Source organism: Burkholderia sp. KCJ3K979, assembly GCF_016759955.1.
Taxonomy (GTDB): domain Bacteria; phylum Pseudomonadota; class Gammaproteobacteria; order Burkholderiales; family Burkholderiaceae; genus Burkholderia; species Burkholderia orbicola.
In genome coordinates, this window is sequence record NZ_JACFYV010000005.1 from 1 (window position 1) to 18606 (window position 18606).

The following is an 18606-nucleotide window of genomic DNA, read 5'->3' on the forward strand; positions in this document are numbered from 1 at the left end:
ATGGTCGCCCTGCCGGTCGAACAGTTCGAGCGACGTGACGATGCCGTCGCTCGTCGGCTTCTTCACGACCCAGGCGGCGGCGATCAGGTCTTCGCGCACATGCAGGTTGAAGCCCGGATCGAGCACGTTGATCCATGCGCCGACCTCGCGCACGTTCGCGACGGGGCCCGTATGGATCTGGATCATCCCCGCGTTGCCGACGAACACCATGATCGGCTGGCCGCTCTTCGCCGCCTGTTCGAGCACGTGGCGCAACGCATGCGCGGTTTCGACCGGATACGCGTAGTGCGGATCGGCGAGGCGCAGCGCCTGCATGCGGCTCACGCCGAAACGTTGCGTGATGCCGAAGAACTGGTGCGTGTCGGTCATCGCGTCCCACGCGGCACGAAAGCCCGCGACGTCGATTTCGGTGTCGGCGCGCTCCGGCGTTTTCGGGGCGGCGGGCACGACCTCGAGGCCCGGCTCCTGCGACGGCGCGCGCCAGCGTTCGACGAACGCGTCGTACGCGGCATGATCGCTGTGCGCGCGCAGGTAGACCTTGTGGATCGCGTGACCCTGCGCATCGAAGAACTGCAGGCTCTTCAGCGGGCCGTGCGCGGTCTCGTCGCGCACCGCGAACGCCGACACCCAGTGACGATAGAAGATGCGCAGGTCGATGTCGCCGAGCGCGAGGCCGATCGGGCCGTCGTGGCTCATCTGCGCGTACTCGCCATCCTTTTCGTGGACGGCCGTGTCGTTGCGCGTCAGCGCCATCACGCGGCCGAGGCGCGGCATTTCCTCGAACATCGCCGGAAAGCGCGCGTCGAGCCGCACGACGTGCTCGCCGACGAACGCGGCGAGCGCCTCGCCTTCGCTGACGCCGAGCGCCTGCGCGACGTCGCGGTTGCGCAACTGGCGCTCGGTCTTGAGCTTGATGAACGCGTCGCGCAGCGCGGCGGCCGCGCGGGCCGGCGTGGCGGATTGACCGGGAAGGGCGGATTGCATCATGTCGGACTCCTTCGAGTAACGGTTGGGGTGGGCGCGCGGGCAACGCGCATCAGAAATCCACTTTCATGCTGACGGCGACCGTGCGGCCGGGCGACGAATATGCGTCGAGCACCTGCGAATCGGCCGCGATGCCGCGCACGTCCGACCAGTTCCAGTACTTGCGGTCGAACAGGTTGCGAATGCCGATCGTCGCGCTCACGTGCTTGTTGAAGCGATAGCCGCCGCGCAGGTCGACGACGAACGACGACGGCGGCGTAAAGCACGCCTTGTTCGAACAGTCGGACTTGTCGACGTCCTTGTCGCGTTTGGCGGCCTGGAACAGCAGGTCGGTCTGCACGAACCAGCGTTCGGTCGGCTCGTACCGCACGCCGAACACGGCCGAGAACGGGTTCACGGTATTGAGCGGCTGGCTCGCCGCGCCGTCGTTCTGCGTCGAGCCCTTCGTGAACGCCATCGCCGTCTTCAGCGTGATGCCGTTCGGCATCACCCATTCGGCGCGGCCTTCGAGGCCGTGGATGCGCGCGTCGGCGAAGTTCACGTACTGGAACACGAACGGGTCGACCGGCCGGCCGCTGCCGGCGATCGTCGTGCGCGAGATGAAGTTGCGGTAGCGGCCGGTGAAGGCGGCCGCGCTGTAGCGCACGGCGCCGTAGCCGGTGCCGGCCTTGCCGCGCAGGCCGGCTTCGAACGTGTCGCTGGTTTCGGGCTTCAGGTTCGGATTGCCGATCGACGTGTAGCCGTACACCGGGTTCGAGAAGCTGCTGTTCACCTGGTCGGGCGTCGGCGCGCGGAAGCCGTGCGCATACTGCACGTACGGAATGACCGCGGGAGTGATCTCGTAGAGCACGGCGACGCGCGGCGACAGCTCGTTCGCGCTCGTCGACACGGCCTTGCCGGTGAACAGCGGATCGTTTCCGGTCGGGCTCAGCCGGTACGTGTCGAAGCGCAGGCCCGGCGTGACGAGCAGGCGGCCGTAGCCGATCTGGTCCTGCACGAACGCGCCGAACAGCGTGTAGTCGGTGTCGGGAAACGCCTTGTTCGGGAACGCTTCGCCGACGCCCGGCACCGTGCCGTCGCGCAGGTTCGTCACGCGCGACAGGCTGCCGTCGACGCCGTAGAGCAGCTTGTGCGCGAGCGGGCCGGTCGCGAAGCCGCTTTCGGCGAACGCGGCGCCGCCGAACGTGCGTTCCTTGTACTGGTTGTCGCGCGAACGCGAGGGTAGCCTGCCGCGCGTCTCGAACGCGTACTGGTCCTGCTTCGCGTCCTGGTAGTAGAACTGCACGTGCCCGGTCTGGAACCAGCGGAACGCGTCGTCGCGAAAGTCGTAGTCAACGCTGAAGCGGTTGCGCTCGAGCCGGTCGTGGGTCGTGAGGCCGAGCGTGGCCGGCGCATTGATCGCCGACAGCACGTCGGTGCTCACGCGCCGCTGCACCGTTTCGGCGGTGAACTTGATCGTGTCGCGCGTGGTCGGCGTCAGCACGAGCTTGCCGAGCAGCGATTCCGAATACACGTTCTGCGGATTCGACGTCGTGCGCAGCGTGCTCGCCGAGTTGTTGTCGCCGCGCGTGTCGACCTCGTGGCCGCGCCGGCCGTCGGCGATGATCATCCCCTGGATGCGATCGTTGCCGCCCGCGGCCGATACGGTCGCGCCGATGCTGCGGTCGGTCGAGTCGTAGCTCGGCCGGAACGAGAAGTAGTAAGGCTTGTGGTAGATCGACAGCAGGTCGCGCGGGTCCTTCGTGATGAAGTTCACCGCGCCGGTCAGGCCGTCACTGCCGTACAGCGCCGACGCCGGCCCGCGCAGGATCTCGATGCGCTTGAGCGTGTCGAGATCGGCGTAGTCGCCGCGGCCCGCTTCGAGCGGCCCGAACGAGAACGCGTTCGGCAGGCGGATGCCGTCTTCCATCAGCAGCACGCGATTGCCTTCGAGGCCGCGGATGTTGATGCTCGAATCGCCGTCGCGGCCGCCGCCGAGCGCGGCGCTGCCGGGCCGGTACGCGGTGCGGCGTACCGTGATGCCCGGCTCGTAGCGCAGCGCGTCCTTGATGTTGGTGGCCTGCTGCTCTTCGAGATCCTCGTCGGTGATCACCGATACGGACGCCGCCGTGCGGCTCGCCGCGGTGGCGGTGCGGGTGGCCGTGACGGTGACGGGATCGAGCAGCGCCGCCTCGCCGCGCGCGGATGCGGTGGTCAGGACGGCGGAAGGCGGGGTGGCGCCTTGCGGCGACGAATCGGCGTGAGCCGGGGCGGCGGACAGGCCGAACGCGCCGAACAGCGCGGCACAGATCGGCCGCCGCGCCAGCGTATAGCAATGCACAGGTGGTCTCCCATTGACGATAACAAGCCCGAAGGCTGGCTGGGTGACGCGTTCACCTGGCTGGCCCGTTTGCGCGCGGCATGCGGCAAACGGCGATTTGAAAGGCAACTGACAACTTTACCAGTGTAAATGAGAATCATTATCAACACAAGGAAGCAAAACGGCTCGTGCGAGTGAGCGCTCGCCTGCGCGGCTCGGGCGAGCCGTGGGGAAACGCTTCGAGAAACTCAGGCCAGCGCTTCGATGCGGATCAGCAGGTTGCGCGCATGCGCGATGAACGCATCGTGCGTGGCGCGATCGCCATGGCTCTCGATCCCGGCCTGTTCGGCGAACGCGATCTGTTCGGTGTAGAGCTCGACGAGCGCACGGCGCGTGTCGGGGGGAAGCGCGCGGATCATCGACACGATCAGCAGTTCCTGTGCGCGAAGCATGCCGGACAGCGATTGAGCGTTCATGCTGGCCTCCTCGGACGATGCGGCGGCGAGCCGCTCTTTCCATACTAGGCGGTCGGCGTCCCCCGTGGAGGCGAGGTGCGTGCGGGGCGGCGGGCGGTATGCGGTGCGACGCGAACGCCGCGCGAGCCGATATTCGCCGCGAATGTGTGCGGCCCGCGCGAACCGGCGCGGGCACGCATGCGAAGGAAAATCAGCCGGCCGCGGTGGCGGACTGCGCATCGCGCACGACTTGCGCGACGCGTTCGACGAATTCGGCGTCGACGCTCGACAGCGCTTCGCGCTTGCCGTCGGGCATCTCGACCATCAGCCGGTACGTGATGTCCTGCGTGGCCCACGCAAGATAGCCGACGACGACGAGCATCACGCCGACCACCAGCGCGGCGCTCGATGCGCCGATGCCGCCGGCGACGGCAATGGCCGCGCCGATCAGCGAGATCAGCGACGGCACGAGACGGTTCTTCGGAATCTTGACGACGTCGACGTGGCGGATGTCACGCAGCGCGAATACCTGCCCGGCGGCCGACAGGCCGTTGCGCGTGACCATGACGCCACGTTCGTTGAATGCGTTTTCCATCGTGTGTTGCGTGGACGAAAACGCGCAGCGTAGCAGGTTTCGTTGCCGCGTCAAACGAGACCGACTGCCGCACGATGCGTGCGGCGTGGCCGACAGACGGGAAGCGGGGGAGCGGAAACGCGTTCAGAACTGCAGCCGGCCGTCGCCGTAAAGGCGGCCGGGCACGTGCGACGCGACGACCTCGGCGATCTCTTCGTCGGTCGATTCGGCCGGCACGATCTGACGCCGCGCGGGGGCGTCGAGATGCATCGTCCATTCGACGAGGCGATACGGGCGGCCCCAGGGGCGCTGCATTTCAACCGAGACGCGGCAGCTCTGGACCGGCAGCGAGTGTTGGCACGTCAGAATCGCGTGCAGATGGCTGAAAACGGTATCTTCGATCATCATGGCCTCCGATCCTGTCTTGTGGGCAATCGATGGCGGCGCCGTCGGCGTTTAAAAAAAAAGCCGCCGATGCTCAGGCGGCCAACAGGGGGGGTGAGAGCATCCTCTCAGCCCAGAATTAAGCGAAACTTAAAAGCCTATAAAAAAGCGCCCCGCGTGGAGCGGGGCGCTTCTTGCCGTCGTGATCCGCGCGTGACGCGGACAGTTAAGCGGATGCTTTAGAACTTGTGGCGGATACCGATACGTGCGGCGATCTGGTTCTTCGAACCCGTGCCCGACGTATTGAAGTAGCTCGTGCTCGAACCGATCTGCGCTTGCACGCCCTTGCCCGAAGCCTGCTGGTACACGACCAGGCCGTACACGTCCGTACGCTTGCTGAGTGCGTAGTCGGCGATACCGTTGACCTGGTTCCAGTGCCACGAGTTGCCGTTCTGCGTCGCGTTCGTGTACGTGTAGCCGAGACCGCCCGACAGTGCCGGCGTGAACGCGTACTTCGCGCCTGCTTCATACGCGTTGTAGAACGTGCCGCCCGCGCCCGACACGGTCGAGAACTGCGTACGCGTCCACAGCAGCCATGCCGTTGCCGGGCCCCAGACGTAGCGGCCACCCACGCCGTACGTGCGCAGGTCGCGGACGTTGCCGGTGCTCAGGTTCGCGATCGTCGTCGAGAAGCCGGGCGTCGACTGGCTCGGGTAACGGATGTCCGTGTACGCCGCGCCGACCGAGATCGGGCCGTTCGCGTAGTTCAGGCCGAAGCTGTATGCGCGCGACGAGCCCGCGGTCGTCGTCGTACCCGTCGTCGTGGCCGGTGCGCCAGCGAAGTCGGTCGAGTTCGAGAAGCCGTACAACGCGCCGAACGTGAAGCCCGAGTAGTTCGCGCTCTGGAACTTCACGGCGTTGTTGATGCGGCTCGACGTGAGCTGGTCGATGTCGTTCACGTGGTACGCGTAGTTACCCGCGACCGTGTTGCCGCCCGTCGAGTAGTTCGAACCGAGGATGTCGGTCGAGAACGAGTACTGGCGGCCGAACGTGACCGTGCCGTATTGCGACTGGCTCAGGCCGACGTAGGCCTGGCGACCGAAGATCGCGCCACCCTGGCCGATCGTGCCGTTGCCGCTGTTGAAGCCGTTTTCGAGCACGAAGATCGCCTTCAGGCCGCCACCGAGGTCTTCGGTGCCGCGCAGGCCCCAACGGCTGCCCTGGGCCACGCCGTCGTCGTACTTGAACAGCTTGCCCGTGCCGCCGTTGGCGGTCTTGCTGTGGTTCACGTAGCTGATACCGGCATCGATGACGCCGTACAGGGTCACGCTGCTTTGTGCGTGCGCCGTGCCGGCCGTTGCTGCCAGGGCGGCGATGGTCAACAGTTTCTTGTTCAAAGGATTCTCCGAGCGAATGAATGGCGTGTCCAGTTGCGGTTCCGGCGCTCTCTATGGGCGCTTTCACGGACCGGCGCAACTTTATCGGCGGGCCACGTAATGAATATGACAGCGACTGTCATATGAAGAATGTGTGGTGCCGATGCGACATTAGGGCCTGCTTGCATAGGGAACGTGCATGCGTTGCTACGAGAACGGCCGCTCGCGAGGCCCGCGACGCCGCGAATACTCGCGTATTCGCAAGGAGCGCAACGCGGCGAGCGGCCGTTCTCGTGGCAACCCCAAACTAAAAATTCAATCCACGGGAATGCCTGAAATCGCCCGCATGGCGGCGTCGTTCGTCGCTTGTTTGGCGCGGCCAAACGGCGCTCCTCACTCCTGGCCCCGCGAGCGATTTCAGGCATTCGCATGCACGTTCCCTATGCAAGCAGGCCCTAAATTCTGCCCGGGTTGTATAGCGGGGGTTATACCGATTTCGGCTGAGATTCGATTCCGAACAGGAATATGCACATGAAATAAGCTTGGTTGATCGCGTTCGGGGCCCTATGCCACGATCCGTCCTCCAACAATTGACACGGGACAAGAGGACACCACATGCGACGTTCGATCCTGACCGGCCTCGGCGCACTCGCCGCCGCGCTGGCATTCGCCGCGCCCGGCGCGCACGCCGACTCCCAAACGCTGAAGATCGGCACGATGAGCGGCCCCGACGCGCAAATCTGGACCGAAGTGACGAAGGTCGCCGCGCGCGAAGGCCTCGCGATCAAGGTCATCGAATTCAACGACTACGTGCAGCCGAACGCGGCGCTCGATGCGGGCGACCTCGATGCGAACGGCTTCCAGCACCAGCCGTTCCTCGACAGCCAGATCAAGCAGCGCGGCTACAAGATCGTCAACGTCGGGCTGACCTATACGGCACCGATGGGCTTCTATTCGAAGAAGATCAAGTCGCTGAAGGATCTGCCGGTCGGCGCGAAAGTCGGGATCCAGAACGATCCGTCGAACGGCAACCGCGCGCTGCTGCTGCTGCAGAAATACGGCGTGATCAAGCTGAAGCCGGGCGTCGGCGCGAACGGCGTGAACGCGACGCCGCTCGACATCGCCGAGAACCCGAAGAAGATCAAGATCGTCGAGCTCGATTCCGCGCAGTTGCCGCGCGCACTGCCCGATGTCGACGCCGCGTCGATCAACACCGATTACGCGGTGAAGGCCGGACTCACGCCGGTGAAGGATGCGATCGCGATCGAGGATCTGCGCGGCCCGTACGCGAACCTGATCGCGGTGCGCGCGCAGGACAAGGACAAGCCGTGGGTGAAGAAGCTCGTCGCGGCCTATGAATCGAACGACGTGCGCAAGTTCATCGACCAGAAGTTCGGCGGCGCGATCGTGCCGGCGTTCTGAACTTTCTTCGCACGTGGCAGCGGCCGGCGGCGCGGTATCGGCCGCCGACGCGCGCTCCGGAAAGCAAATCGCCCGCGTAAGCGGGCGATTTCGTTTGATGCAGCCGATGACGTGCGATGCGCGCCGCGGCCCGGCGTGCGGGCCGCGCCCCGCCGGTTCAGGCCGACAGCAGCGACCCAGTGCGGATCGCGGTCGCGCCGGCGATGCGCGCGACTTCCATGCCGGCCGTCGCGAAGCGCACGACCTGGCGCGCATACAGTACGCCCGACACGCTGCTCTTCAGCGTGACGACGCGATCGGTCAGCGGATCGACGATGTCGGCCACGGCCTGGCCGGCCTCGATCATCGCGCCGACCGGCGTGCGGAACACGATCACGCCCGACACCGGCGCGACCAGCGGATCGGTGCCCGCGAGCGGCGTGGCCGGATGCGCGAGCGGCGGCAGCGGCGCCGGCGTGCCTTCGACGATGCCGCGCTCGGTCAGGTATTCGACGATCGCCTGCGCATCCTTTTCGGCGAACTCGTACGACACGTCGCGTTCGCTGCGCAGTTCCACCGTGACGGAAATCGCGCCGTTCGGGATCGGGAAGCGGTCGCCGAAGCGGTTGCGCAGATCCGACCAGCAGAAGCTGTGGATTTCGTCGAACGGGTTGCCGACCGAATTCAGCGCGAGCAGCGACGCCTTGGCATCGAGATAGCGCGCCAGCGGCTCGACGTCCGCCCACAGATCGGGATTCGTGTAGAGGTGCATCACCGCATCGCTGTCGCAGTGCAGGTCGAGCACGATATCGGCGTCGAACGACAGCTTCTGCAGCGCGAGGCGTTGGGAGTCGAGTTCGGTGCGCGGCTTCTGTTCGTCGAGCGCTTCGCGCATCGCGGTGCGTACGACGGCCAGATTGCGCTGCGCGTCGTTCGTGAGGTGGTGTTCGACGCGCGGCAGCACGAGCGCCGCGAGATCGTAGAAATTGCGGTTGAAGTTCTGCATCGAGCCGAGCTCGAAGCGGCCGAGGTGATCGCCGAACACGTGTTGCGACAGGCCGATCGGGTTGGGCACCGGCACGATGACGACTTCGCCTTGCAGCTTGCCGGCCGTCTCGAGCGCGGCGATCTTGCGGCGCAGCAGCGTGGCGACCAGCATGCCGGGCAGCTCGTCCGCGTGCAGCGACGACTGGATGTAGACCTTCTTGCCGCCGCGCGGGCCGTAGTGGAAGCTGGTGATCTGGCGTTCGGTACCGACGGCGGGGGAAATCAGCGGATGGGTCTGCGTTTGCATGATGAGGGGAGTGCGGCGCAGCCGCGAATGATCCGTGTGCGTGGAAGATCGATTGTACGTTGCCTTCCTCGCCGCCATCAAACCGGCGCCAGAGCACGCAGTTTTCCGTTGAGAATCATCAGGTTGGCGCGGAAAAAATAACGTCGTCCGCGCCGCGCGCAAAAAAAACGGGCTCCTTGCGGAGCCCGTTTCCATCATGCCGAATCGTGCGTCGGTCGGCCGGATTACTTGCCGTAGACGTCGAAATCGAAGTACTTCTTCGCGAGCTTGTCGTACGTGCCGTCCTTGCGCATGCCGGCGATCGCGCCGTCGATCTTCGCCTTCAGGTCGGTGTCTTCCTTGCGCAGGCCGATGCCGGCGCCGTTGCCGAGCGTCTTCGGATCGTCGAGGTCCTTGCCGGCGAAGTCGAAGTTCGCGCCGCGCGGCGTCTTCAGGAAGCCGATCTCGGCTTGCACCGCGTCCTGCAGCGCGCCGTCCAGACGGCCGGAGATCAGGTCGGCGTAGACCTGGTCCTGGTTCTGGTAAGGCACGATGTTCACGCCCTTCGACGCCCAGTGCGCCTTCGCGTAGGTTTCCTGGATCGTGCCCTGCTCGACGCCGACCGACTTGCCCTTCAGCGATTCGGCCGTCGGCTGCAGGCCGGCGCCCTTCTTCGTGACGAGGCGCGTCGGCGTGTTGAACAGCTTCGACGAGAACGCGATCTGCTCGGCGCGTGCCGGCGTCATCGACATCGACGACAGCACGCCGTCGAACTTGCGGGCCTTCAGCGCCGGGATCATCCCGTCGAAGTCGTTTTCGATCCACACGCATTTCGCGTTGATGCGGCGGCAGATCTCGTTGCCGAGATCCACGTCGAAGCCGACCACCTTGCCGTCGGCGCCTTTCGATTCGAAAGGCGGGTAGCTTGCGTCGACGCCGAACCGCACGGTCGACCAGTCCTTCGCGTATGCGCTGCCGGCCGATACGGCGAGCAGGGCCACGGTCACAGCCGCAAGAATCTTTTTCACTCGGTGACTCCTCGTTTTGTTCGATGGGTGCGCGGTTGTGCCGCGCCGTAAGCCTTCGGCCCGCCGCGGCTTCGCGTCGGACAGTCCGTTTCGCCCGCCCGATGGGGGCGCGCGACGTGCGCAAGATTATCAAGACAAAATACCGGCAGGGCGCCTAGGACAAGCCCCGATACCGGGCCCGGCGGCGGCGCGTCGGATGCGCCGCCGTTTCACACACAGGAACGATTCAGCCGAGCGTTTCGTTGACCGCGCGCTGCAGGCACGTGACGAAGTGCGACACGGCGGGCGTGGGCAGCAGGTCGCGCCGCGCGATGATCGACAAGTCGAAGCGCGGCATGCTTTCGTCGAGTTCGGCCGTGCGGATGCCGAGCGGCGCGACCATCGCGGCGAGCGGGCGCGTGAAGCAGCCGATCACGTCCGAGCGCGCGACGAGCCCGAGCGTCACCGCGAACGACATCGGCGAGCGCAGCAGACGTTTCGGCAGCGGCAGCCCGTGCGCCTCGAACATCCCGACCATCACGCTGTGCGGAAACTGCTCGGCGCCGACGGTGACGATCCACTCGGCGTCGAGCAATTCCTCTAACCGGCGCGCCTGCGCGAGCGGATGACCGTCGCGCATCACGATCGTGAATTCGGTCGACAGCAGCGGCAATTGCGTGAAATCGCGGTCGAGTGCGGGCACATGGTGCATCGCAGCGATGTCGAGCGTGCCGTTGCGCAGTTGCGCGAGCGCGTCCGGCACCGTCATTTCCTCGAGATGCAGGCTGACGTTCGGCATCGACCGGCGAAACGCCGTCACCGCGTGCGGCAACGCGGTCAGCGCGATCGACGGCATCGTGCCGACCGCGACGCGGCCCGACATCTCGCCTTTCACCTGCTCGACGGCCTCGACCGTGCGGCGGACGTCGCCGAGCAACTGCTCGGCGCGCGGCAGCAGCGCCGCGCCGCAGGCGGTCAGCTCGACGCCGCGCACGCTGCGCACGAGCAGCTCCGCGTTGAGCGCCGTTTCGAGCTCGCGGATCGTGTGCGTGATTGCCGGCTGCGTGACACCGAGCTCGCGCGCGGCGGCGCGCAGGCTCTTCAGGTGCGCGGCGGAGACGAATGCCTGGAGCTGCGCGATGTTCAGGGGATTGCGGATGCGGGTCATCGGTCGGGTCCGGTTGGCGCGAGCGGGAGCGGTGGGTTCGGGGGCCGAGCCCGCTGAAGGTCACGCATCGGCGCGCGCGCGGAATGCCTGCCGATAGCGCTGCGGCGACGTGCCGACGATACGCGCGAAGCGTTCGCGAAACGCGGTGACCGAACCGAACCCGGCTTCCGTCGCCACGTGTTCGATCGACAGCTCGGTCACCTCCAGCAACTGCTGCGCATGCCGCACGCGCGCGGTCTGCAGCCATTGCCCGGGCGACGTGCCCGTCTGCTCCTGGAAGCGCCGCGTCAGCGTGCGCACGCTCGTCGACGCCTTGCGCGCGATCGTGTCGAGCGTCAGCGGCTGGCGCAGGTTCGCGTGCAGCCAGTCCATCAGGTCGTGCAGCCCGTCGCCGCCGGCCGGCCATTCGGGCGCGATGAACTGCGCCTGCCCGCCTTCGCGCACGCGCGGCGCCACCGCGCTGCGGGCGGCGTCGACGGCGACCGCCGCGCCATAGTCGGCCTGGATCATGTGCAGGCACAGATCGAGGCCGGCCGCCGCGCCGGCCGAAGTCAGGATCTGGCCGTTGTCGACGAACAGCACGTTCGGATCGACGTCGACGTTCGGATGGCGGCGCGCGAGTTCGGCGGCCGCGAGCCAGTGCGTCGTCGCGCGCAGGCCGTCGAGCAGCCCGGCTTCCGCGAGCACGAACGCGCCGCTGCAGATCGATGCGATCCGGCATCCGCGCGCGGCCGCCGCGCGCAGCGCGTCGAGCACGCGGCGCGACGTGGGCGCGAGCGGCACCGACGTGCCGGGGACCATGATCGTGTCGGTGTCGGCCAGCGCATCGAGGCGGAACGGCGGGCGCAGCTCGAACAGGTCGCCGCCGACGCGCGGCTGCTCGCTGCACACGCGCACGCGGTACGCCGGCTCGACATTCGGCGCCCGCACGCGCGCGAACGTATCGCAGGCGACGCCCAGATCGAACGGCACGACATCGGGCAACGCGAGAACGGCGACCGTGTGCATGGTATTCGCGGCCGTGGCCAGAATCCGTTGAAAGATGTCATTCTAGCCAATGGCTCGACCCGGCGCCACACGCGACAATCGCGGCGGACCACCTGGAGGCCTGCCGATGAAACAAGACGATCGCAACGCGTTGCGGAACCTGCAATACCTGTCGCTGCTGGAGGCGACCACGCTCGTCGTGCTGGTGTGCGTGGCCGTGCCGCTCAAGCATCTGGCCGGCTATCCGGTGGCGGTATCGATCATGGGCCCGGTTCACGGCATCGCGTTCGCGATGTACGTGTGGGCGGTGGTCGGCACCGCGTCGAGCGGGCTGTGGAGCAAGGCCGAGGTCGCGCGGCTGGTGCTGTCGGCCGTCGTGCCGTTCGCGGGGCTGGCGAGCGCCGGCTGGATCGCGCGCAGGCGGCACGCGCGATGATCTACCTGATGCTGAAGGCCGTGCATCTGGCCGCCATCGTCACGTTCGTCGGCGGGCTGTTGTTGTCGTCCGTCGCGGTGCGTATTGCGAATCTCGCCGTGCATCGCGCGGTGCGGCGCTGGGATCGCACGGTGACGGCGCCCGCGCTCGCGATCGTCTGGATCGCCGGCATCGCGCTCGCGCTGAGCGGTCACTGGTTCGGCGCCGCGTGGCTGTCGGTGAAGCTTGTGCTTGTCGTCGCGCTGTCGGTGCTGCACGGGGTCCTGGCCGGCACGCTGCGGCGCATGGAGCGCGACGACCTCGTCGTCGTACCGGCGCCGTGGCTCGGGCAGGCGGCCGGCGTGGTGATCGTCGCGATGGCGCTCGTCGTCGGGCTGGCCGTGATCAAGCCGTTCTGATGGCGCGAATCACGCCAGCGCGATTTCCACTGCCGCCAGCGTACGACGCCGAATCCAGCCGCTCCCAAGCCGGATCGCGAGCCAGTACGGCGTGAACAGCGCGCGCGTGCGCGCGCTCGGGCAATGGACGAAGGTTTCGGTGCGCAGGATGTGCGCGCCCGACGCGAGCCCGACCACCTCGAACCGCAGTACCAGCTTCGCATCGCGCGGGTCGTCGTGCCGGACGAAGGCGTCGGCGTCCGCGAGGGGACGCACGTCGGGCGTCGGGCGCCAGAAGCGGCCGACGAGCCCGAGCGACAGCGACGTGTCGTCTCGATGGAGCGGCGTGAAGGTGTCGAAGCCGAAGCGCGCGCGTTCGGGGCGGGCCGGCGCGTGGCGTAGCGCTCCGGCGATGGCCGCCGGGAATTCACGCACCGTCAGCAGCGTGTCGATGACCGGATCGGCGCGCATGTCGAGCGACGCGACGACGTCGATGATGCGCGCGGGCGGCGCGCCGATCGGCTGCGATTCGTGCACTTCGTGGAAGCCGAACGACGGAATGAACGGCGGCTTGCGCGCCGAGGCCCGGGTGTTCGATTCGGAGACGATGCCGAGTGTGTTCATCGCGACTCCTGAAGGCAAAACGCGATCGTAGCACCGGGCGCGAACGGGTGTCGCGCCGTTTGCGCGCGTCGCGTCGCGTCTCGTCGATAAAAAAAGCCTGGAAACTCGCGTTCCCAGGCTGGAGACCATCAACGATGATGGTGGAGGAGACGATGTCGTCCCGATGCGCGCCGTCCTTCTGCCGGCGACGTCGCGCATGTCTCGGGCTCAGATGGCCCAGCCGCCGAGATAGAACGTGACGAGCACGGCCGCGATGAGCACGGTGCCGACGTTGAGCTTGCGGAATTCGCCGCTGGCGACGCGGCCGATCACGAGCGTCGAGAAGCCGAGCATGATGCCCGTCACGATGTTCGCGGTCAGCACGATGAACACCGCGCACACGAGGCCCGACATCGCGTCGACCATGTCGTCCATGTGCAGCTTGCTCACGCTGCCGAGCATCAGCAGGCCGACGTACATCAGCGCCGGTGCGGTGGCGTACGACGGCACGAGGCCCGCGAGCGGCGAGAAGAACATCACGACGAGAAACAGCAGGCCGACCACGGCCGCCGCGAGGCCGGTCTTCGCGCCGGCGGCCACGCCGACGCTCGACTCGATGTAGGCCGCCGCCGGCGCGCCGCCGAGGAAGCCGGAGAAGATCGAGCTGATCGAATCGGAGGTCAGCGCACGGCCGCCGTTGATGATGCGGCCGTTCCCGTCGAGCTGGCCGGCCTGGCCCGCGACCGCGCGGATCGTACCGGTCGCGTCGAACACGGCGGTCATCACCAGCGCGAGCACGCTCGGCAGCACGGCCATCGACAGCGCGCCCTTGAGGTCCATCGCGCCGATCAGCGATGCGTGGCCCGGTGCGCTGAGCGAAGGCAGCGCGAAGATGCCGCGGTACTTCACGCCCGGGTCGAAGATCAGGCCGAACACCGAGATCGCGATCACGACGAGCAGGATGCCGCCCGGCACGCGACGCTTTTCGAGGCCGAAGATCGCGGCGAGGCCGACGACCGACATGATGACCGGGAACGCGGTGATCTGGCCGAGCGAGACCGGCAGGCCGGCGCCCGGGTTCTTGATCACGAGGCCCACGTCGTTCGACGCGATCAGCAGCAGGAACAGGCCGATGCCGATCCCGGTGCCGTGCGCGACGCCCGCGGGCAGGTTGCGCAGGATCCACGAACGCACGCCGGTGACCGAGATGCCGGTGAACACGAGCCCCATCAGGAACACGGCGCCGAGCGCGACCGTCGGAGGCAGTCCCTTGCCGAGCACGAGCCCGAACGCGGTGAACGCGGTCAGCGAGATCGCGCAGCCGATCGCGATCGGCAGCTTCGCCCACAGGCCCATCAGCAGCGAGCCGAACGCGGTGGTGAGACACACCGCGACGAATACCGCGCTCGTGTCGAAGCCGGCCTTGCCGAACATGCCGGGCACGACGAACACGGAATAGACCATCGCGAGGAAGGTGGTCACGCCGGCAATGATCTCGCGGCGCTGCGTGCTGCCGCGCGACGAAATGCCGAAGTACCGGTCGATGGCGCCGTTGGCGCCCAGGCCGGGTTCTTCCGCGCCGACGCCGACCGTCGGCTGCACCGGGGTATCACTCATGAGCTTGCTCCTTTATCAGCATGCTGAAACGGCTCGTCGCGAACCGTCGTCAGGGTGTCTCGTATCTGGTTGGATTGATCGGCAACGTCGTGGGGACGCATGACGCGTGGTGTGTGTCGTTACGGGCGAGTCGAAACGATCGCGAGGGTGTCGCGTCGGACGACGCGTGGTGTGGTCGACCCCGTCACGTGTGCTTTGCCGTAGCGAAGGTTAGGCGAGCCGCCCATCACGTCCCATCGGGGGAAGAGCATGCAGCGCATGTCGCAGCGCTTATATCGGCGTGCGACGGGGCTCCGTCGCGCCGGCCCGCGTGTATACGCCTAGTTCGAATCCGTTAAGGCGACTATTTGAATGCAGGGTCGGCGGGCAGCGCGCAAGCAGGCAAGGCACTGAATTTTACGAATTGCTTTCGGAATGGGGCCGGGAAGCCGGTGCGAACCGGGGCGGGTGACGGGATTCATCGCCGCGCACAACCTGCATCCGGACGATACGGCTGGCACGCGTGCGCGGTTTCCGTGTCGGCGCGGGCCTCAATCGTGCACGAGATGCGCGAGATACGCGCAGAACATGTCGGCCATCGCGGCCGAATAGGCGTCGATTTCCGTCGGCGTGCGCGCCGTTTCGGAGAATGCCTTGCCGCCCGTGGTGAGCGTCGTCAGGATCAGTTCGCACGCGAGCGCATGCGTGGCGTCGGACACGTCGGGCAGCGCTTCGCGCATGAACGCGCTGAACGCCCGGTTGCCCTCGGCCTTCACGTCCTGCGCCTCGGGGGCGTCGCGATAGAGCGGGGCCGCATCGTCGAGGGCGATGCGCATCGGCGCCTCGTCGCATTCCGAACGGATGAACGCGTGGACGGCGGTGCGCAGCCGCTCGGGCGGTGTCTTCCGCGTGTCCTGCAGGATTGCGCACAGCATGTCGTGCGTCTGCCGCCACTCGTCGTGCTGGAGCCGGAACAGCACGGACGCCTTGTTCGGGAAGTACTGGTACAGCGAGCCGACGCTCACGCCGGCCCGCTCGGCCACGCGCGCCATCGTGAAGCGCTGCGCGCCTTCACTCGCCAAAACCTGAATAGCCGCCTGCAGGACGTCCTCGACGAGGCGGGTCGAGCGCGCCTGCCGAGGCTGCTTGCGCGTGGCGATCGGGGCGTTTCGGCGGTCGGTCATGAGCGGTTTGCCAATGCGAATAGTAAAACCTGAATGGTTCGTCATATTCTAGTCGGGTGCACTGACGCACTCAACTGCTACCGGAGATATCGCATGACCACCCTGATGCTCGACCCGCTGGCTTCGCTGCTGGCGCGCCTGTTCGACGAAGCCGACGCGTCGTTGCCCGCGACGAGCCCGGCCTTCGCCAACGTGTCGCGCGACGAGCAAGCGCGGCTGATGCGCAGCAAGACGGACTACGCCGATCTGTATGCGCGTCTGAAGGATTACCCGCTTCCCGTGTCGCGCGAGACGGGCATGCTGCTATACATGCTCGCGCGCAGTGGCGGCGCGAAGGCAATCGTCGAATTCGGCACGTCGTTCGGCATTTCGACGCTGCATCTCGCGGCCGCGCTGCGCGACAACGGCGGCGGGCGGCTGATCACGAGCGAGTTCGAGCCGTCGAAGGTCGTGCGCGCACGGGCGAACCTGACGGCGGCCGGATTGGCCGATCTCGTGGAGATCCGCGAAGGCGATGCGCTGCGTACGCTGGCTCACGATCTGCCGGATGCGGTCGATCTGCTGCTGCTCGACGGAGCGAAGGCGCTGTATCCGGAGATTCTCGCGCGGGTCGAGCCGCGGCTCAGGGCGGGCGCGTTCGTCGTGGCCGACAACGCGGAATACAGCCCCGACTACCTTGCTTACGTGCGTGCGCCGGAAAACGGCTATCTGTCGGTGCCGTTCGGCGGCGACGTCGAATTGTCGATGCGGACGCGCTGACCAGACGGAACGAGGGTGCCGGTGATTTCACGCTTCCCCGCATAAAATATAGGATGGCTGATTAAATCGACGCATGACGAAAGGCGACGGGATGACGCCCGTCGCTTGCGACGCCGTGCGCATCACTTCAGGAACACGTAGCGCGCGAAGTACGGAAAGCGGCCGACCGCATGCTCGGTCGTACACGTCGCGGCCGGCGGCGTGCCGCCCGCGGTGTCGAGCCGCTGCACGAAGCGCACGCCGGCGAGCGTGCCGGTTGCGGCCGGCGTCGCCGCGAGCAGCAGTTGCGGAACGCTGGCCGCGTTTGCGCTCGGCACTTCCGCGAGCTTCTTGCCGGTAATGCGGCTGCCGTCGAGCGCTTCCCACGACGGCCCCGCCCCGTGCCGCACGACGAGCGTGCCGCTTTCATCGAACAGCATCGCCTCCGGGCGCTTGAAGGCCCACGCGAGCCGGTGGTCGGCATCGTATTCGCACGCATAGATCTGCACGCCGGTCGCGGTAGTCGTCAGCACCGGCGTGGCCGGCGCCGGCGGCGCGAGGCCGGCGGCCTCGTCGGCGTGGGCGGGCGCGGTGAAAGCCGCCAGGGAAAGACTGGCCGCAAGGGCCAGCAGCATGTCGCGTGTCGGGGAGCGGCTTGGCATGACGGGGCGTCCTTTCAGGTCGGGTGACGGCCGTACGGCGTCGATCCCGTCAACGTTAGACGCCGATCGCACAGGCTGCAATGCGGAAATGACAATCGCGGCGATAGTCGCCGCGATTGCCGCAGGGCAGGCGCGCGATCAGCGGATCGCGACCGGGTTGATATTGACCTGCGTGGAGCCGACGTACAGCGGCTGGCCGAGCACGAACAGGAATTCCCATGCCTTGTCGCGCACCAGCGCACGGCTGTCGATCAGTTCCAGGTTGTAGATGCCGCGCTTCGCGAGCATGTACTGGTTGACCGGGAATTCGTCCTGCGTATGCGGATTCGGATAGACCTCCGACGCCCACGTGTCGCCGCCGAACGCGACGATCCCCTGGTCGGCCAGCCACTGCGCGGCTTCCATGCCGATGCCGGGCTCGACGTCGAGGAACTGCTTGTCGTCCTTGCCGATCAGCTGGAGCCAGCCGGTGTTGAACAGCACGACGTCGCCCTTGCGCAGCGTCAGCCTCTGCTTCTTCAGCACGGCCTGGATGTCGGCGACCGTGAATTCGGTGCCGCCCGGCACGATCGGCTTGCCGTAGTAGGCGGTCATGTCGAGCACGACGCCGCGCGTGACGATCGGCGGCACTTTCTCGACGCCGAGCTTCTTCACGCCGTCGACGGTCACGAAATCGGCCGCCTTGTTGCCGTTGTAGTAGACGTTGTCGATGCCGATGTGGCCGATTCCGTTGAGTTGCGTGCCGACGCCGGTCCATGCGTTGACGAGTTCGTCGTTGAACGTGAACTTGTTCGGGCCGAGGCTCTTGCCGGCCTGCTGGCCGACCTGCACGTTGTACAGCCGGAAGCTGCGATGGCGGAACGCCGGCAGGCGCTTGTCCACCGGCACGGCCAGCGGATAGGTCTTGCCGGCCTTCACGAGGCCGACCGCCTGCTTGACAACGTCGGGCGTCAGCAGGTTGGCCGCGCCGATTTCGTCATCGGCGCCATACACGGACGGATACCAGTCGGCCGCCGGGGCGGCCGGCGCGGCGTGCGCCGCCTGGGCTGCCGCGAACGGCAAAATCGCGGCGAGCGCGAGCCGGGCGAGCGTCGCTTTCATT

The 18606-nt window shown here is 66.9% G+C and carries 19 protein-coding genes; 4 read left to right on the plus strand and 15 right to left on the minus strand.

Annotated features, from left to right (window positions below; genetic code table 11):
* From H3O04_RS02290 to H3O04_RS02315, 6 genes are all read right to left on the minus strand, one after another.
* Positions 1-987: hemin-degrading factor (locus H3O04_RS02290; RefSeq protein ID WP_202587072.1), on the minus strand; the 987-nt coding region annotated here is incomplete at its 3' end.
* 49 nt (positions 988-1036) lie between these two features.
* On the minus strand, positions 1037-3304 hold the full coding sequence (locus H3O04_RS02295) for a TonB-dependent hemoglobin/transferrin/lactoferrin family receptor (protein ID WP_202587073.1): 2268 nt from the start codon (positions 3302-3304) through the stop codon (positions 1037-1039).
* Between the two features lie 227 nt (positions 3305-3531).
* Positions 3532-3759: a hypothetical protein gene (locus H3O04_RS02300; protein WP_006480384.1), complete on the minus strand. Its 228-nt coding sequence runs from the start codon at positions 3757-3759 to the stop codon at positions 3532-3534.
* 190 nt (positions 3760-3949) lie between these two features.
* Positions 3950-4333, minus strand: a complete 384-nt coding sequence (locus H3O04_RS02305) for a DUF6232 family protein (RefSeq protein ID WP_034175112.1) — start codon at positions 4331-4333, stop codon at positions 3950-3952.
* A gap of 123 nt (positions 4334-4456) precedes the next feature.
* A complete protein-coding gene (locus H3O04_RS02310) occupies positions 4457-4717 on the minus strand; it encodes a DUF2866 domain-containing protein (protein WP_011548992.1) in 261 nt (86 codons plus the stop codon).
* 218 nt (positions 4718-4935) lie between these two features.
* Positions 4936-6093, minus strand: a complete 1158-nt coding sequence (locus H3O04_RS02315) for a porin (RefSeq protein ID WP_105798274.1) — start codon at positions 6091-6093, stop codon at positions 4936-4938.
* Between the two features lie 594 nt (positions 6094-6687).
* On the opposite strand from H3O04_RS02315, the gene H3O04_RS02320 reads away from it, so the two are divergent.
* Positions 6688-7494, plus strand: a complete 807-nt coding sequence (locus tag H3O04_RS02320; RefSeq protein WP_185921215.1) for a MetQ/NlpA family ABC transporter substrate-binding protein — start codon at positions 6688-6690, stop codon at positions 7492-7494.
* A gap of 157 nt (positions 7495-7651) precedes the next feature.
* On the opposite strand, the gene H3O04_RS02325 is transcribed toward H3O04_RS02320, so the two are convergent.
* The 4 genes from H3O04_RS02325 to H3O04_RS02340 form a co-directional block, all read right to left on the minus strand.
* Positions 7652-8767, minus strand: a complete 1116-nt coding sequence (locus H3O04_RS02325; protein ID WP_027805884.1) for a succinylglutamate desuccinylase/aspartoacylase family protein — start codon at positions 8765-8767, stop codon at positions 7652-7654.
* Between the two features lie 224 nt (positions 8768-8991).
* Positions 8992-9774: an ABC transporter substrate-binding protein gene (locus H3O04_RS02330; RefSeq protein ID WP_006480389.1), complete on the minus strand. Its 783-nt coding sequence runs from the start codon at positions 9772-9774 to the stop codon at positions 8992-8994.
* Between the two features lie 226 nt (positions 9775-10000).
* Positions 10001-10921 (minus strand): LysR family transcriptional regulator, encoded by a 921-nt coding sequence (locus tag H3O04_RS02335; RefSeq protein WP_006480390.1) that lies wholly within the window; start codon positions 10919-10921, stop codon positions 10001-10003.
* 60 nt (positions 10922-10981) lie between these two features.
* On the minus strand, positions 10982-11929 hold the full coding sequence (locus tag H3O04_RS02340; protein ID WP_124592023.1) for a GlxA family transcriptional regulator: 948 nt from the start codon (positions 11927-11929) through the stop codon (positions 10982-10984).
* Positions 11930-12035: 106 nt separating this feature from the next.
* Here H3O04_RS02340 and H3O04_RS02345 point away from each other — a divergent pair, with 106 nt between their 5' ends.
* A complete protein-coding gene (locus tag H3O04_RS02345; RefSeq protein ID WP_023475797.1) occupies positions 12036-12344 on the plus strand; it encodes a DUF3817 domain-containing protein in 309 nt (102 codons plus the stop codon).
* Complete coding sequence (locus H3O04_RS02350) at positions 12341-12742, plus strand: CopD family protein (protein ID WP_006480393.1); 402 nt, start codon at positions 12341-12343, stop codon at positions 12740-12742. The genes H3O04_RS02345 and H3O04_RS02350 overlap by 4 nt, the downstream gene beginning before the upstream one ends.
* Positions 12743-12751: 9 nt before the next feature.
* Here H3O04_RS02350 and H3O04_RS02355 read toward each other — a convergent pair whose 3' ends face one another.
* The 3 genes from H3O04_RS02355 to H3O04_RS02365 all read right to left on the minus strand — a co-directional run bounded on the left by H3O04_RS02355 (position 12752) and on the right by H3O04_RS02365 (position 16149).
* Positions 12752-13345 (minus strand): hypothetical protein, encoded by a 594-nt coding sequence (locus H3O04_RS02355; RefSeq protein WP_202587074.1) that lies wholly within the window; start codon positions 13343-13345, stop codon positions 12752-12754.
* 207 nt (positions 13346-13552) lie between these two features.
* On the minus strand, positions 13553-14941 hold the full coding sequence (locus H3O04_RS02360; RefSeq protein WP_237666149.1) for an NCS2 family permease: 1389 nt from the start codon (positions 14939-14941) through the stop codon (positions 13553-13555).
* Positions 14942-15471: 530 nt separating this feature from the next.
* A complete protein-coding gene (locus H3O04_RS02365; RefSeq protein ID WP_023475795.1) occupies positions 15472-16149 on the minus strand; it encodes a TetR family transcriptional regulator in 678 nt (225 codons plus the stop codon).
* Positions 16150-16197: 48 nt separating this feature from the next.
* Here H3O04_RS02365 and H3O04_RS02370 point away from each other — a divergent pair, with 48 nt between their 5' ends.
* Positions 16198-16863: an O-methyltransferase gene (locus tag H3O04_RS02370; RefSeq protein ID WP_202587075.1), complete on the plus strand. Its 666-nt coding sequence runs from the start codon at positions 16198-16200 to the stop codon at positions 16861-16863.
* 122 nt (positions 16864-16985) lie between these two features.
* On the opposite strand, the gene H3O04_RS02375 is transcribed toward H3O04_RS02370, so the two are convergent.
* Together H3O04_RS02375 and H3O04_RS02380 are read right to left on the minus strand one after the other, a co-directional pair.
* A complete protein-coding gene (locus H3O04_RS02375) occupies positions 16986-17504 on the minus strand; it encodes a DUF3455 domain-containing protein (protein ID WP_202587076.1) in 519 nt (172 codons plus the stop codon).
* 138 nt (positions 17505-17642) lie between these two features.
* Complete coding sequence (locus tag H3O04_RS02380) at positions 17643-18605, minus strand: cyclase family protein (protein ID WP_006480399.1); 963 nt, start codon at positions 18603-18605, stop codon at positions 17643-17645.
* Position 18606: the final 1 nt, after the last annotated feature.